General features: G+C 68.9%; 14 protein-coding genes and 1 pseudogene. 7 read left to right on the plus strand and 8 right to left on the minus strand.

Annotated elements, in window-relative coordinates:
• The first annotated feature begins 2 nt into the window (after positions 1-2).
• Positions 3-278, plus strand: a complete 276-nt coding sequence (locus B086_RS40560; protein WP_018568750.1) for a hypothetical protein — start codon at positions 3-5, stop codon at positions 276-278.
• 716 nt (positions 279-994) lie between these two features.
• Here the strand turns inward: B086_RS40560 and B086_RS0122825 are convergent.
• Both B086_RS0122825 and B086_RS0122830 read right to left on the minus strand, forming a co-directional pair.
• Entirely contained in the window at positions 995-1,276 is a 282-nt protein-coding gene (locus B086_RS0122825; RefSeq protein WP_018568751.1) for a hypothetical protein, read from the minus strand.
• Between the two features lie 156 nt (positions 1,277-1,432).
• On the minus strand, positions 1,433-1,843 hold the full coding sequence (locus B086_RS0122830) for an SCO4402 family protein (RefSeq protein ID WP_026252676.1): 411 nt from the start codon (positions 1,841-1,843) through the stop codon (positions 1,433-1,435).
• A gap of 594 nt (positions 1,844-2,437) precedes the next feature.
• On the opposite strand from B086_RS0122830, the gene B086_RS45585 reads away from it, so the two are divergent.
• Positions 2,438-2,662, plus strand: a complete 225-nt coding sequence (locus B086_RS45585; RefSeq protein ID WP_018568753.1) for a hypothetical protein — start codon at positions 2,438-2,440, stop codon at positions 2,660-2,662.
• Positions 2,663-3,230: 568 nt separating this feature from the next.
• Positions 3,231-4,808, plus strand: a complete 1,578-nt coding sequence (locus B086_RS43025) for a GmrSD restriction endonuclease domain-containing protein (protein WP_086024259.1) — start codon at positions 3,231-3,233, stop codon at positions 4,806-4,808.
• Between the two features lie 561 nt (positions 4,809-5,369).
• Here the strand turns inward: B086_RS43025 and B086_RS44655 are convergent.
• Together B086_RS44655 and B086_RS0122845 are read right to left on the minus strand one after the other, a co-directional pair.
• Entirely contained in the window at positions 5,370-5,522 is a 153-nt protein-coding gene (locus B086_RS44655) for a hypothetical protein (protein ID WP_018568754.1), read from the minus strand.
• 44 nt (positions 5,523-5,566) lie between these two features.
• Positions 5,567-6,364 (minus strand): GntR family transcriptional regulator, encoded by a 798-nt coding sequence (locus tag B086_RS0122845; RefSeq protein WP_018568755.1) that lies wholly within the window; start codon positions 6,362-6,364, stop codon positions 5,567-5,569.
• A 210-nt stretch (positions 6,365-6,574) separates the two neighbouring features.
• Between B086_RS0122845 and B086_RS0122850 the strand changes: the two are divergent.
• A pseudogene (locus B086_RS0122850) lies at positions 6,575-6,958 on the plus strand (ATP-binding protein); the annotation flags it as partial.
• A gap of 209 nt (positions 6,959-7,167) precedes the next feature.
• Here the strand turns inward: B086_RS0122850 and B086_RS0122855 are convergent.
• Entirely contained in the window at positions 7,168-7,929 is a 762-nt protein-coding gene (locus B086_RS0122855) for a phosphoglyceromutase (protein WP_018568757.1), read from the minus strand.
• A gap of 218 nt (positions 7,930-8,147) precedes the next feature.
• Between B086_RS0122855 and B086_RS0122860 the strand changes: the two genes are divergently transcribed.
• Positions 8,148-9,521, plus strand: a complete 1,374-nt coding sequence (locus B086_RS0122860) for an MDR family MFS transporter (RefSeq protein WP_018568758.1) — start codon at positions 8,148-8,150, stop codon at positions 9,519-9,521.
• Positions 9,522-9,595: 74 nt separating this feature from the next.
• Here B086_RS0122860 and B086_RS0122865 read toward each other — a convergent pair whose 3' ends face one another.
• The gene (locus B086_RS0122865; protein ID WP_018568759.1) at positions 9,596-10,081 is read right to left on the minus strand and encodes a DUF2000 domain-containing protein; all 486 of its coding nucleotides are present in this window, start codon (positions 10,079-10,081) and stop codon (positions 9,596-9,598) included.
• 65 nt (positions 10,082-10,146) lie between these two features.
• On the opposite strand from B086_RS0122865, the gene B086_RS0122870 reads away from it, so the two are divergent.
• Positions 10,147-10,998: a helix-turn-helix domain-containing protein gene (locus tag B086_RS0122870; protein ID WP_018568760.1), complete on the plus strand. Its 852-nt coding sequence runs from the start codon at positions 10,147-10,149 to the stop codon at positions 10,996-10,998.
• On the opposite strand, the gene B086_RS0122875 is transcribed toward B086_RS0122870, so the two are convergent.
• Together B086_RS0122875 and mshA are read right to left on the minus strand one after the other, a co-directional pair.
• On the minus strand, positions 10,952-11,539 hold the full coding sequence (locus tag B086_RS0122875; protein WP_018568761.1) for a YbjN domain-containing protein: 588 nt from the start codon (positions 11,537-11,539) through the stop codon (positions 10,952-10,954). The two genes, B086_RS0122870 and B086_RS0122875, sit on opposite strands and share 47 nt — an antisense overlap.
• Positions 11,532-12,869, minus strand: coding sequence for a D-inositol-3-phosphate glycosyltransferase (gene mshA / locus B086_RS0122880; protein WP_018568762.1), 1,338 nt, complete (start codon positions 12,867-12,869; stop codon positions 11,532-11,534). Before mshA ends, B086_RS0122875 begins: the two co-directional genes overlap by 8 nt.
• Positions 12,870-13,302: 433 nt before the next feature.
• Here mshA and B086_RS0122885 point away from each other — a divergent pair, with 433 nt between their 5' ends.
• Positions 13,303-14,040, plus strand: coding sequence for a hypothetical protein (locus B086_RS0122885; protein WP_051115898.1), 738 nt, complete (start codon positions 13,303-13,305; stop codon positions 14,038-14,040).
• Positions 14,041-14,259 lie beyond the last annotated feature (219 nt).

Genomic DNA, 14,259 nt, shown 5'->3' on the forward strand with positions numbered 1-14,259 from the left:
GCGTGGTCTCCCTCACCGACGTCGGCTGGTACTTCAGCGAAGAGGCGTCCCTCCTCGACATCTACCGCCTCCGTTCGACGCCGACGCCGACGTCCACGGACCATTTCCCCCTGCCCCTCCACATCGTCCCCCTTGCGACCCTGGGCTGCGCGATCTGGTGGTACGTCGATCTCCGCAGCCCCGAAGGCCAGATGTGGGGCTGGGACCCCCACCCCCTCTGCGAGCGGCACCGCCTGTTCAAGGAACGCTTCACCCTCGCCGAACGGCTGACCGACTGACTGTCGGGCAACCGCACCTTCCCCCGACCGTCCCGACTGCCCGGACTGCACCAGCCTCCGCAGCCACTGAACAAGCCCGTTGTCAGTGGCCGCGACCACTGCCGCCGCCGACCGGATCGTTTGGGGCAGCTCACCCTGAGGCTCACTGGTGTCGTGCGCTCGGAGGTCGGTCGCCCCATGTCGTCGGCCAGCGGAGAGACGGTGAGCGTCAAGCGGAACGTCATGCGCCCGCTTGCGGATACCAGGAAGGCGAATCCGCACTTTTCGCATGGTGCGCTTTCGTACGGTGCTCAGACACATAGCGGCGCCCTGGAACTGCTTGCCGACGTGGACGCCGACAGAGGAAGAACCTCGTACGTTCCGTGCGTACGAGCCCCGGAACGGTGATCTGTGCCGTGCGCGTGTCGACGGTCGCCCCTTGGAGCGCATGATCTACGAGCTGTACCGGGACGAGAACGCCTTCCGGGAATATGAGTCGAAGGACCACATCCGCCACTTCCTCGCTGAGCGGGACCAGTATCTCTCCGCCACGGAGCCCGACCCTGCCTGTCCAGGGCCGACAGGCGGACGATGCTGTATCAGCTCTGCTGCACGCGCAACTCGCGGCTGATCTGCTGCTCATGGGCCGACCGCCCTCCGAAGCGTTGCTACGGCTGGCTGAGGGAATGGGCGTGGACGGTCCGGCGAACGGTATCTGACGCCGGCCCGGGTCTCGTTCAGCCGGTCCCCTTCGGTTCCGTCCATGCTTCGGAATCATCGTCCGGTTCTGGACGGAGACGGCTCTTGGCTGCTTCGAGGCGGGTGTCGTAATCGCCCATGAAGATCTCGGTCAGCGTCTTGTCCAGCGCTCCCGATATCGCGTGGATCGGCGACCAGACGGCTGGGTCGTGGACGATCTCCGCTAGGTCGTCGGACACGAACATCCCTCGATAGAGCCAGTCCGACAGCACGAATGCCTGGTCTCTCGTGAGCCTGATGATGACCGTCTCGTCGTCCATGGGTTCAAATCCGCCTCTCAGCCGATGGGAGACCGGTGCCGCTCGCTGGCACAGCGCACTGAGCCTCCGGTCACGACAGGACCGAGAGCAGGGCCCAGACATCGGGACTCGCTGACACTTCATCTCGTTGAGGCCGGCGTACAGCCTGGCTCGGATTCAGGCGTGGCCCACCCCTTCGTCGAGCAGCGCGGTGAGTTCCTTGAGGTCGTTCGCGACCATCACTTGAGCGAGGCGGCCGGCCACGGCCACGACTTCCGGCCAGACGGATGCCTGCAGGTGCTGCGCGTCGGTGTCGTCGGGCGCCTCCGCTGCCGCGGCGTTGAGCACGGCGCCGAGTTCTCTCATCAGGGCGACCTCCTCGTCGGTCCGCAAGCTGACACCGAGGAACCGCTCCGGCTCGTCCGCGTCGCAGAAGTCGTCGAAGAGGGTGTGGAAGACATGGTCCAGATTCTCGAACGTCGACGGGTCGAGCCATACATTCCGCTGCCACGGCGGATTGGCCAGAGCCAAGACGACGGGGAGGACGTGGACTCGGTGGTTCGCCAGGATTCGGGCACTTTCGCTCACGAGCCGAGCGTAGCGAGGGCAGTTGGTCGGGTCGCTCGCGGTGTGCGGTGCGTTCTTCTGCCGCGGTAGCGCCTTCCCGAGCGGAGCCGGACATATTCAGTAGAAGATCCATGTCCCTCTCACGGGATGATCTGACCCGTGACAGAAGCGGCAGGCAAGGGCAGCGACGACGACCATAAGTGGGTCGAGGATCCGGCCTGGGCCCACAGGCTCGCATCGCCGGTCCCCGCTGAGCGCGCTGCCGCCCTTCAGCGTCATGCCCGAGCCTGTTCGGAGGCCGACGCAGTGTATGGCCGGTTGCACGAGGGCTGGTTTCCCAGGCTTCGGTTCAGGTCCAGTTGGCGGGCATAACGCGAGGCCGTCGGCCGGTGCTTTCCGGGAGCGCTGTGGAGCGGGAGCAGGTATGACCGCGGGGCGATCGGCGCATGGGCGGGGCTGCCCCTCGCGCTGCTCTTCCTGGAGTGGGAGGCACGCTATCCGCAGGAGTGGACGGAGCACGCCAAGGCGTGGGGCACGAAGCAGACTCTGCTCCGGGACCTGTCCGCCGCCACCGACCACGATCAGTACCTGAGAGGGAAACTCATAGATCTGGTCGTGCTGGCCGTCCAGCGGACCTACCGGTGCAAGGACCGTGAATACGTGCGCGTGGCCCGCGCGGTGGACGGAGACGAGCTGCGCGACAGGCTCCGCGAGGCGCAGCGCTCGGAGAGCCCTGCGGCACGGCGTCACGCGAGCTACGTACTGTGGCTGCTCGACCGTCCCGGGGCGCCCAACACCCGGCATGTCTGGCGCACGTGGCTCGCCGACACCGTCCCCTGACGAAAAGCCCTCTATCAGGCGGAAGAACCCGCAGGCAGGGGCCTTGAAGCGCCGGGCCTACTTCTTCTTGCCTTGGGTCTTGCCGGGGATCTTGGTGAGCTGCGTTTTTCCTGCTCAGGAGTAGTGGGTTCGTGCCTCCGGTGGTCGTCGTTTATCGTCCTTGGCCACTGTCGAGCGGCCTCGGACGGCCCAGAGACGGCCCAGTCCGGCCGGACCTGACTGACTGCCGGCGCCCTCACTGCGACCCGTCTGAACCTCAGCCGACGACAGTCAGCCACGACGGCGGGTGCGTCGACCGACCATGCGCGCGTATGCCTCGCTGCACCCCGACCGGCCTCAGCCACGCTGCTCCTCTTCGGCCAGAGCAGTCGCGACGGCCGACCACCGAGAGTTGCCGCGAATCTTGGTCCCCACCGTGAGAGCGAGCAGGGTGGGGTAGTTCGGGCGTTCTGCTTGCTGTGCTCCCTCGTGCCGTCTAGCGTCGTTACGACCTTGGTGTGACTTCGAGGTCTCTAGGGGCGGAACGCGAGCGGGGGCCTCCGCTCGCTCATTTTTGGGGGCGAAAAACTTGGACGGACTGTCAATTCGCAAGGTCATCGACCAGGCCACGTCAGGATCCATTCGGATTCCCGCTTTCCAGCGCGGATTCGTGTGGGATTCCGAGCGCGTCGCTTACTTGATGGATTCAATTTACAAAGGGTACCCGTTCGGTGCATTGATCTTGTGGCGAACCAAGGAACAGTTGCAATCAGAACGCCAACTCGGACCTTTCATCTTGCCCCAGAATGACCCCGACTACCCAATTGACTACGTTCTAGACGGACAGCAGCGCCTGACTTCAATTTTTGGCGTTTTTCAATCAGATATCACGCCGCAAGAGCCCGTCGAATGGAATAAGATCTATTTCGATTTTGAAGCCTCGCCTGACCTTCAGGAGAGTCAATTCCTTGCCCTGCCGGACGGGAAGGTTGACCCCGAAAAACACTTCCCCATCGGAACGTTTTTCAATGTCACCGCATACAGGAAAGCTACCGGGCACCTTGACGCTGAAAAGCTTGAATTGATCGACAAAGTTCAGGCAGAATTTAAGGAAGCTACGATTCCAGTTCAGTCCATCGCGACTGACAATCGAGCAAAGGTGGCTATTGTTTTCGAACGAGTCAACCGGATGGGTGTGGAACTGGACACTCTCCAGTTGCTCTCCGCGTGGACATGGAGCGAAGAATTCGATCTGCAAGAGCGCTTCAATGATCTAGCCGAGGATCTCCGCCCCTTTGGCTTTGAAGACGTAGGGGAGGACACCAACCTGCTACTGCGCTGCTGTGCCGCCATCATTGCGCACGACGCATCCCCGTCCGCCCTGATCGGCCTGAATGGGTCGGAGGTGCGCACTCGCTTCCAAGAGATTGAAAACGGAATCAAGGGAGCTGTTGACTTCCTCCGCAAGAACCTCAACGTTGAGTCTCTGAATAACCTGCCATACGCAACGCTCATTGTTGCCCTGAGCGTATTCTTTGCAACTCCCGGGACCATGGCTGTTAAGTACACAGAGGCGCAGCGCAAGCTGCTTCTCAGATGGTTCTGGCGGTCTTGTTTTTCGCGCCGGTACTCTGCTGGTGTTCTGCGCAACATGAATCGCGACATCGCCGAAGCGGTATCCTTGCGGACGGGCGGAAGCTCCAGCATCGATCAAATCTCGGCCTCGGTAGACTCCGAATACTTCCTCAATCAGAGCTTCTCGGTGGGAACCGTTAGCACCCGGACCTTCGTGCTCTTGCTTGCGCAACAAAAGCCTCTGTCCTTCGTCTCGGGCTCCCCTATCACGCTGGCGAAAGTACTGCAGAACTATAATCGAAATGAGTTCCATCATCTCTACCCGAGAGCTTATCTAAAGCAACAAGGAGTGAAGGCGGAAAATATTAACGCACTCGTGAACTTCGCTTTTATGTCATCTCAGGACAACAAGACACTCGGTGGAGTCGCACCAAGCGTCTATCGGCAGACTATGGACGTGAATGCCACCCCGAAGATTCTTGAGAAGTCCCTCTGTCCAGCGAGCTTGTTTGAGGATGACTTTGAGAAATTCTCAGATGAACGCGCTGCGCGACTCGTCAGCGCAGCCAAGGAATTGATTGCGACCCAATAAAACGTCCGTAGGGTGTCGCGCCAGCCCCTATGCTCCTGCTGGGCAAGGCACGATATGCGGTCGCATTCTTTGGTATCAGGTGGCTCGTATGCGCGGCACGGGCGCTGGCCGGGCTGGAGCGGGACGGAGGCAGGAGCGCAGGCCCGGCCGGGGGCCGGGCCGCGCGCGGGGAGCGGAGCGAGCCGCCTTGAACCAGTGGAGAAAGTTGCAACTCGGTCCGTGGCATGGATATGTCGTGCCTCGGTGAGGCCTGACGTTGTGGCTTCACCTGATGCTCGGCACCGCTCGCCTCGGCTTGGCTGCGCGTCTGATCGCCGAGTCAGTATGGCTCGAAGGACCCGTCGGACGGCCACTCGGCCAGTCGGGCGCGGGCCTCCTGTGCAATGACCGGCCACGGGTCGCCGGTCAGACACGCGATGGCTGAGCGCGGCGCGCGTGGATGGCCTGCAACGAGCCTCCGCGCAGAGTCATGTGGACCGTCTGCCAACCGTTCCAGCAGCTCAGGTGGGCAGTTGCGCTTGCTCGCCACACGGTCGCGGGCCCGCCAGTCCGGATCCGTGATCAGCTCATGTCGGGGTGGTTGCGCACCAGATCCCACCAGACGGGCAGTGGAAGAGCTGCCCGCGCCGAGCGGTCGTACTCCGCCGGGTCCTCGCTCTGCCCCAGCCGGACGAACTCCTCTGCGGAGGTGATCTCAGAGAAGCGGTCCGCCATCGCAGACAGCAGGTCACGGCGTCCAGCTCGGAACCCGCCGAGTTTCACGCGGGGTTCGGCATGTCACCCCCGGCGGTCCGCGGGGTTGCGTCGAAGTCGTACTCCAGGACGTACGAGGCGGCGTCCAGGGTCATTTCGTTGACCTCAACGGGGTCGCCCTCGGCCGTGAAGGCGGTGCGGCAGATCAGGATGACCGGGGTGCCCGCGGACATCCTCAGCTGTGCGGCCTCGTCCTTCGAGGGCATGCGGGAGCGGATCTCTTCGCGGAAGTGCACTGGCTGGTGGCCGAGTTCCGCGAGTCTGGCGTACGTCCCGCCGGGGCCGGTGTCCTCCTGAGTGATCGCGGAACCGGCCACCAGGGACGTGGGGAGGTAGCTCGTCGCCAGCAGGACCGGCTTGTCGTCCAGCACGAACCGCCGGCGTCTCACACACGTCGTTCCGTCGTCGGAGAGGTTCAGGACCGCCCTGATACGGTCAGGCGCCGCTTCCTCGGACACGGTGATCTGGTCGACCTCAAGGGCCCGGTTCTCGATCTCCGCCGACCAGACGGAACGGCCGTTGCCCCACTGGTCGCGGGTCAGCCGGTCGATGCCCCGGCGGCGGATCGGGCGGAAGGCCCGGACGAACACACCAGCGCCCTTGCGGGCTTCGGCCACGCCTTCCTCTCGCAGCACGCTCAGAGCCTGACGAGCGGTCATACGGGCCACGCCGTACGTGGCCATGAGGTCGTTCTCTCCCGGAAGCCGGTCACCGGGACCGTACTCGCCCGACCGGATCGCCTCGCGCAGAGTGTCCGCGATCCGCTGGTACTTGGGCCGACGGTCCTCGTCGGTAGTGGCCATTCCGGAGTCCTCCTCGCTTCTCTAGACACCCTAGGCCATAGGTCGAGGGGTCTCTTGCTGAACGTAGTTACAGCCGCTGGATCCCCGTGCCCGGGTTGCCGCCCAGGCGTTCGATTGACATCTCTAGAGAGATAACGCGACAAGGAGTGAGTACGCGTGACCTTCGTTGTCGACCGGTATCCCTGTGAGGAGTCACCGAGGCTGGGCATGATGGCCTTACCGCCGTCTCCAGAGTCCGTGCCCCGAGCCCGAAGCTGGTTCCGGAGGTTCATCGCGCCCTATCGCCCACTCTGCTCGATCGACGACTGTGTGCTGATGATCTCCGAGCTGGTGACCAACGCGATCGTCCACGGGCGGTCCGACAGCGAGGCGGGGCTCGTACGGATCGAGTGGTTCCGGGAGGGTTCCTCGCTGCGGGTGGTGGTGCACGATCCGGGGCTCCCGGCGCGCGTGCGCCTCCGCCGACCAGGCTTCGACGACCCGCACGGACGCGGTCTGCTCCTGGTCGACCACCTCGCCGCGTCCTGGCGTTCCGCCCCCAGCCATTTCGGTGGAACCGCCGTCTCCTTCGTCATGGCCGAAGCCTGGCCTTCCGGGGCGCCTGGCGCCGGGGCTGACGCTCCGTGCGCACACGCACCGGACGTCGTCCGGCAGGCAACGGACTCGTAAGGCGGCGGCCGGCCGCAGGGCCACGAGAACGACGCGGTCCGGTCATCCGGCCGACGGCCCAGCGACAGCCCCAGCACAGCAACAAGCCCCCCGCTCGCGGGGAAACCGCAGGCAGGGGGCTTATCAAGCGGGCGTTACTTCTTCATGCCCTGGTTCTTCACGGCCTCGATCGCCGCGGCGGCCGCGTCCGGGTCGAGGTAGGTGCCGCCCGGGTTGAGGGGGCGGAAGTCGGCGTCGAGGTCGTAGGCGAGGGGGATGCCGGTGGGGATGTTGAGGCCGGCGATGTCGGCGTCGGAGATCTGGTCGAGGTGCTTGACCAGGGCGCGCAGGCTGTTGCCGTGGGCGGCGACGAGGACCGTGCGGCCGGTGAGGAGGTCGGGGACGATGCTGTCGAACCAGTACGGCAGCATGCGGGTGACGACGTCCTTGAGGCACTCCGTCTGCGGGCGCAGCTCCGGCGGGAGGGTCGCGTAGCGCGCGTCGTCGAACTGCGAGAACTCCGCGTCGCGGGGCAGCGGCGGCGGCGGGGTGTCGTAGGAGCGGCGCCAGAGCATGAACTGCTCCTCGCCGAACTCCGCCAGCGTCTGGGCCTTGTCCTTGCCCTGGAGGGCGCCGTAGTGGCGCTCGTTCAGGCGCCAGGAGCGGTGGACGGGGATCCAGTGGCGGTCGGCGGCCTCCAGAGCGAGCTGGGCCGTGCGGATCGCGCGCTTCTGGAGGGACGTGTGGACCACGTCGGGCAGCAGGCCGGCGTCCTTGAGCAGCTCACCGCCGCGGACCGCCTCCTTCTCGCCCTTCTCGTTGAGGTTGACGTCCACCCAGCCGGTGAACAGGTTCTTCGCGTTCCACTCGCTCTCGCCGTGGCGGAGGAGGATCAGCTTGTACGGTGCGTCGGCCATGTCTCCGAGCCTAATCCACGCATTCGGCGCGCCGCCCGTGCGCCCGGCAGGCGGACAGGGGCCGGTCCCTGGGAGGCGGTCCGCCGGGGCGTGCCGCCGACAGTTGACGGCTTCTGTTAATTGACTGGTTGGGCGGCGGGCCCGGCTCGTAGGTTGTGCGTACGGCGGGCGCGTAAGTCGCGCTACGAGCAGCAGCCACTTACATCCGGGGGTCGTCCATGTCCGTCACCAGTCCCAGACGCGCCGCCGGTCTCCGGCGTGCCGCCCGCGAGACGGTCTCGGGGCTCCCCCGCGAGTTCTGGTGGCTGTGGACAAGCACCCTGGTCAACCGGCTCGGCGCCTTCGTCGCCACGTTCATGGCGCTCTACCTCACCCTCGACCGGGGGTACTCCGCCTCCTACGCCGGTCTGGTCGCCTCGCTGCACGGGCTGGGCGGGGTCGTCTCGTCGCTCGGCGGGGGCGTGATGGCCGACCGGCTGGGGCGGCGGCCCACCCTGCTGATCGCGCAGGCGTCGACGGCCCTCTCCGTCGCGCTGCTCGGCTTCGTGCGCGACCCGGTCTCCATCGCCGGTGTCGCCTTCCTGGTCGGCATGGCCTCCAACGCCTCCCGTCCGGCCGTGCAGGCGATGATGGCGGACATCGTGCGGCCCGAGGACCGGGTGCGCGCCTTCTCGCTCAACTACTGGGCGATCAACCTCGGCTTCGCCGTCTCCTCCATGGCCGCCGGTTTCATCGCCGAGTTCAGCTATCTGGCCGGGTTCCTGATCGAGGCCGCGATGACCCTGGCCTGCGCGATCGTCGTCTTCCTCAAGCTGCCCGAGTCCCGGCCCGGCAGCGACGGCGGCGAGTCCGGCCCGGAGGCGGGCGCGGAGGCGTCCGTGGGGCTGGTGGCCGTGCTGCGCGACCGCCGCTTCATGAGCGTCGTGGGGCTGTCCTTCCTGGTCGCGGTGGTCTTCCAGCAGGGGGCTGTCGGGCTGCCGGTGGCGATGGGCCGGGCCGGGTTCACGCCCGCCGACTACGGTCTGGCCATCGCCGTCAACGGCATCCTCATCGTCGCCCTCCAGATCCCGGTCACCCGGCTCATCGAGCACCGGGACCCCAAGCGGCTGCTCGTCGTCTCCTCCCTGCTGGCCGGGTACGGGTTCGGGCTCACCGCCTTCGCCGGGTCGGTCGGTGTCTTCGCCCTGACCGTGTGCGTCTGGACACTGGGCGAGATGATCAACGCACCGACCCAGACCGGGCTGGTCGTCCGCCTCTCCCCCGTCCACGGGCGCGGCCGCTACCAAGGCGTCTACACCCTGTCCTGGTCGCTGGCCGCCCTCGTCGCCCCGTTGATGTCCGGCGCGGTCATCGACCGGTTCGGCGCCCAGTGGCTGTGGGGGATGTGCGCGGTCGTGGGGACCGCCGCCGCCGTCGGGTACGGCGCCCTCATGCGGAGCCTGCCGCAGGAGGACGACCGTCCGTACCTCGACGGCCAGAGCGGCCAGGACGGCGAGAAGGGGCTCGCGGGTGCCGGTGCGGTGGATCGGGCGGTCGCCGACGCCCGCCCCTCCGCCGAGGCCCGCCCCTCCGCCGAGGCCGGTACCGCGTGACCTGTGGCCTGCGACCTGCGACCTGCGACCTGCGACCTGCGACCTGCGACCTGTGCCCCGACGGGCGTCTCCTCTCACGGGTGCATCCGCGCCCCCTTCATCACCTTGTCCACCGCGTTGCGCGGGCCGTACACCGCCAGGCCCGCCAGGTCCAGGTCGGCGGTCCGTGCGGCCCGTACCGCCGCGCGGTTGTCGCGGTCGTTGCCGGTGGCGAAGAGGTCGGTGGTGAACAGGGCGCGCGGGAGGGCGCGGGACAGGGCCCGGCCGTGGGCCGCCGCCAGGGTCTCCTTGGTGCCCTCGAAGACCAGCACCGGCTGGCGGAACATGGGCAGGTAGGACACGTCGTCGGCGTCCGCGTACGGCTCGCCGACCACCTCCGGGACCGTGGTGCCCAGGCCGCTGACCAGGAAGGCGGTCACGTTCAGGCGCTGCCAGGTCTCCAGGTCCTCGCGCAGCAGTACGGCGATCTTCGTGTCGAAGCGGACGGGCGCGGGGGCGGTGGCCCCGGGAGCGGTGGCTTCGGGGGCGGCGGGCTCGGGGCGGGCGGGCTCTTCGTTCATGGGACGAGGCTCCCGGGCCGCGTACGCCGTCGTCTTGTACGTTCTTTGCGCGGTACGTTCGACCCGTGGCCGACCAGCGACAGGCACCCCAGGAAGCCCCGGCGGCCCGCCGGGACGTCTCCGCCTGGCGCCCCGGTGTCCCGGGCGTCGTGGAGGTCCTGCACGCGCACTTCACCGGCTACGCCTACCCGATGCACGTGCACGAGGCGTGGACGCTGCTGGTCGTGGACGACGGCGCCGTACGGTACGACCTCGACCGGCACGAGCACGGCACCCCGCACGACACGGTGACGCTGCTGCCGCCGCACGTGCCGCACAACGGCTCACCGGCGGCGCCGGGCGGCTTCCGCAAGCGGGTCGTGTACCTGGACAGCAGCCGGCTGGGCGAGGAGCTGATCGGGGCGGCCGTGGACGGGCCCGAGCTGCGGGACCCGGTGCTGCGGCGGCGCGTCGGGCAGTTGCACTCCGCCCTCGGCCGACGCGGCGACGAACTGGAGGCGGAGAGCCGTCTGGCGCTCGTCGGCGGACGGCTGCGGGACCATCTGCGCCGCCACCGGACGGACGCCTCCGCGCGCCTGGAGCGGCGGGACCCGGTGCTCGCGCGGCGGCTGCGGGAGCTGCTCGACGCGCGGGTGGTGGCCGGTGTCCCGCTGGAGGAGGCAGCCCGGCTGCTGCACGCCCATCCGGCGCATCTGGTACGGGCGTTCAGCGGCGCGTACGGCATCGCCCCGCACCAGTACCTGATGTCCCGCCGGGTCGGGCGGGCGCGCCGGCTGCTGCTGGACGGGCTGGCGCCCGGTGAGGTCGCGTCGGTGACCGGCTTCTACGACCAGGCCCATCTGACCCGGCACTTCAAGCGGCTGGTCGGGGTCACTCCGGGGCGCTTCCGGGGGCCTGGCGTTCGATCAGGTGGGTGAACGCGTCCAGGTTCCGCGTGGACTCCCCGCGGGAGGTCCGCCAGGCGTACTCCTTGCGGATCGCGGAGGCGAAGCCCAGTTCGAGGAGGGTGTTGAAGGCGCCGTCGGCCGCCTCCAGGACCTGGCCGAGCAGCCGGTCGATCTCGTCGGCGGTGACGGAGGCGAGGGACAGCCGGGCGGTGACGTAGATGTCGCCGAGCCGGTCGACGGCGTAACTCACGCCGTACATCCGCAGGTTGCGTTCGAGGAGCCAGCGGTGGACGCCCGCCTCGTTCTCGTCGGGGTGGCGGATCACGAAGGCGTTCAGCGAGAGGGTGTGGCGGCCCGCCAGGAAGGAGACCGTGGTGGAGAGCTTGCGGGTGCCGGGGAGCTTGACCACATAGGTGCCGGGCCGCGGGCTCTCCCACTCCAGGCCGGTGTCCTCGAAGGCGGCTTCGAGGGTGCGCGCGGCGCGCTCCGCCTCGCCTCCGGCACCCGCACCTGCTCCGGCATCCGCGCCGGTGTGACCGTCCGTCCCGCCCGCCTCGTCCGTCTCAGCCATGGTGGGAGCGTACGCGACGCCGGTACGACTGGAGCGCGGCCGTGTACACCTCGGCCGTGGCCGCCGCCGAGGCGTCCCAGCCGAAGGAGCGGGCGTGCCGGGCGGCGGCGGCGCCCGTGCGGTCGACGAGCTCCGGATGGTCGGCGAACTCGCGCAGCACGCGCGCGTAGGCGGCCGGTTCGTGTCCCTGGACCAGGAAGCCGGTCTCGCCGTGCCGGACGGCCACCGGCAGGCCGCCGACCGCCGCCGCGAGCACCGGGGTACCGGTGGCCTGGGCCTCGATCGCGACCAGCCCGAAGGACTCGCTGTAGGAGGGCATGACCAGCACGGACGCGGCCCGGAACCAGTCGGCGAGCTGGTCCTGCCCGACCGGCGGCCGGAACCGTACGACATCGGCGATGCCCAGCCGGGCGGCCAGCTTCTGCAACCCCTCGGGCTTGGCGAGGCCGCTGCCGCTGGGGCCGCCGACCACCGGTACGACGATGCGTGAGCGCAGGTCGGGCCGCTCGTCGAGCAGCACGCCCACGGCCCTGAGCAGCACGTCGGGGGCCTTGAGCGGCTGGATGCGGCCGGCGAAGAGCGGGATCAGGGCGTCCTGGGGCAGGCCGAGGCGGGCGCGGGCGGCGGCGCGGCCGTCACCGGGGCGGAAGCGGTCGAGGTTGACGCCCGGGTGGACCACGGCGACCTTGGCCGGGTCGGCGGTGTAGTGGCGCACCAGTTCACCGGCCTCGTCCTCGGTGTTGGCGATCAGCCGGTCGGAGGCGGCGACGATCTGGGTCTCCCCGATGACGCGGGCGGCGGGCTCGGGGGTGTCGCCGTCGGCGAGGCTGGCGTTCTTGACCTTGGCCATGGTGTGCATGGCGTGCACCAGGGGGACGCCCCAGCGCTGGGCGGCGAGCCAGCCGACGTGCCCGGAGAGCCAGTAGTGCGAGTGGACGAGGTCGTAGTGGCCGGGGCGGTGCCCCGCCCAGGCCTGCATCACGCCGTGCGTGAAGGCGCACAGCTGGGCGGGCAGTTCCTCCTTGGCGAGTCCCTCGTACGGACCGGCGTCCACATGGCGGACCAGGACGCCGGGCGCGAGGTCGACGCGGGGCGGCAGGCCGCCCGTGGTGGCCCGGGTGAATATCTCCACCTCGATGCCCTGGGCGGCCAGGCGCTGGGCCAGCTCGACGATGTAGACGTTCATGCCGCCGGCGTCGCCGGTGCCGGGCTGGTGGAGCGGTGAGGTGTGCACGGAGAGCATGGCGACGCGCCGGGGCCTGCGGTAGAGCCGCAGCCGCGCGGGAGCCGACGACGAGCGGCGCCCGAGCCTGCCGACGTACTGGCTCACGTGGCGTTCCTCCTTGCTGCGGGCATGCCGGACCCGGGGCGCGGTGCGCCCTTCAGGGGGCAACGCCGTCGGGGGCGGCTCCCTTCCCGATGCCCGGGTCTTTGCACAATCATTACCAATCTCGATCAACCGTTCGATGGTGAGGTGCGTACGGCTGTTCGACGGTCGGCATGTACGGCGGTGTGTACGGGGGCATGCACGCGGTGTACGTGGTGTACGACGTGCGTCCCGGGCCGAGTGCCCCCATACCCTCGTATCCATGACATCCCGTGCAGCCTCCGCCCCCCGCGCCCAGCTCCGTGCGAGCCGTGCGGGCGCTCCGGACGCGCGGAGCGGCTCGGGCGGGCGAAGCGGCTCGGGCGGTCCGGGCGGGCGGGCTCCCGTCGTCGGGACGGTGACGCGCGGCACGACCAACCCCAACCGGCTGCGCCGCATGGACCGCTGGATCGCGGCCGTGCACGGCGCCGAGCTGCGGCGCGCCGACGAGCCGGTGGCCGTCGACCTCGGCTACGGCGCCGCGCCCTGGACGGCGGTCGAACTCCTCCAGCGGCTGCGCACCGTGGCTCCACGCGCGCGCGTGGTGGGCGTCGAGATCGAACCGGCGCGGGTCGCCGCCGCGCTCCCCTACGAGCGCGACGGGCTCGTCTTCCGGCACGGCGGCTTCGAGGTGCCCCTCGCGCGGCGCCCGCAGCTCATCCGCGCGGCGAACGTGCTGCGGCAGTACGACGAGGACCAGGTCGCCGCCGTGTGGGAACGGCTGTGCGCGCGGCTCGCCCCGGCGGACGGGCACGCGCGCGGGGGACTGCTCGTGGAGGGCACCTGCGACGAGATCGGGCGTCGGCACGTCTGGGTGGCGCTCGGCCCGGAGGGGCCGCGCACCGTGACCTTCGCCACTCGGCTCGGCTCCCTGCACCGCCCGTCCGACCTCGCCGAGCGGCTCCCCAAGGCACTGATCCACCGCAATGTGCCGGGCGAGCCGGTGCACGCCTTCCTGCGCGACTTCGACCGTGCCTGGGCCGCCGCCGCGCCCTATGCCTCCTACGGCGCGCGGCAGCGCTGGATTCGCGCGGTGCGCGACCTCAGGGCCGACTGGCCGGTGACGGACGGGCCGGGGCGCTGGCGGCAGGGGGAAGTGACGGTGGAGTGGGGGGCGTTGGCGCCGCGCCGCTGAGCCGGGAGCGCCGGACTCCAGCCGCCCCCGGTGCGTTTTCCGTGGCCCGCCCCGAGGCACACCGCCGGATCCCGCATGCCTCGCGCGCCCCCTCCCGTGCTCCCTTCACCTCCGCCCGTCGCGCCTGTGGCGGCCTGCGGGGAACGATCTTCGGGGGCCGCGCGTCACACAGGCGGAGGACCGGCGCGGGCGGGCATCGGCGACCGGCCTCTGTCGTTT

Source organism: Streptomyces sp. PsTaAH-124 (genome assembly GCF_000373685.1).
GTDB lineage: Bacteria > Actinomycetota > Actinomycetes > Streptomycetales > Streptomycetaceae > Streptomyces > Streptomyces andamanensis.

Excerpts from the sequence above, each read along its gene's own strand:
- B086_RS0122855 (WP_018568757.1), bottom strand. The coding sequence starts at position 7,929 with ATGGCCGACGCACCGTACAAGCTGATCCTCCTCCGCCACGGCGAGAGC.
- B086_RS0122885 (WP_051115898.1), top strand. The coding sequence starts at position 13,303 with ATGGACCGCTGGATCGCGGCCGTGCACGGCGCCGAGCTGCGGCGCGCC.
- B086_RS0122865 (WP_018568759.1), bottom strand. The coding sequence starts at position 10,081 with ATGAACGAAGAGCCCGCCCGCCCCGAGCCCGCCGCCCCCGAAGCCACC.
- B086_RS0122860 (WP_018568758.1), top strand. The coding sequence starts at position 8,148 with ATGTCCGTCACCAGTCCCAGACGCGCCGCCGGTCTCCGGCGTGCCGCC.
- B086_RS0122845 (WP_018568755.1), bottom strand. The coding sequence starts at position 6,364 with ATGGCCACTACCGACGAGGACCGTCGGCCCAAGTACCAGCGGATCGCG.
- B086_RS0122825 (WP_018568751.1), bottom strand. The coding sequence starts at position 1,276 with ATGGACGACGAGACGGTCATCATCAGGCTCACGAGAGACCAGGCATTC.
- B086_RS44655 (WP_018568754.1), bottom strand. The coding sequence starts at position 5,522 with ATGGCGGACCGCTTCTCTGAGATCACCTCCGCAGAGGAGTTCGTCCGG.
- B086_RS0122875 (WP_018568761.1), bottom strand. The coding sequence starts at position 11,539 with ATGGCTGAGACGGACGAGGCGGGCGGGACGGACGGTCACACCGGCGCG.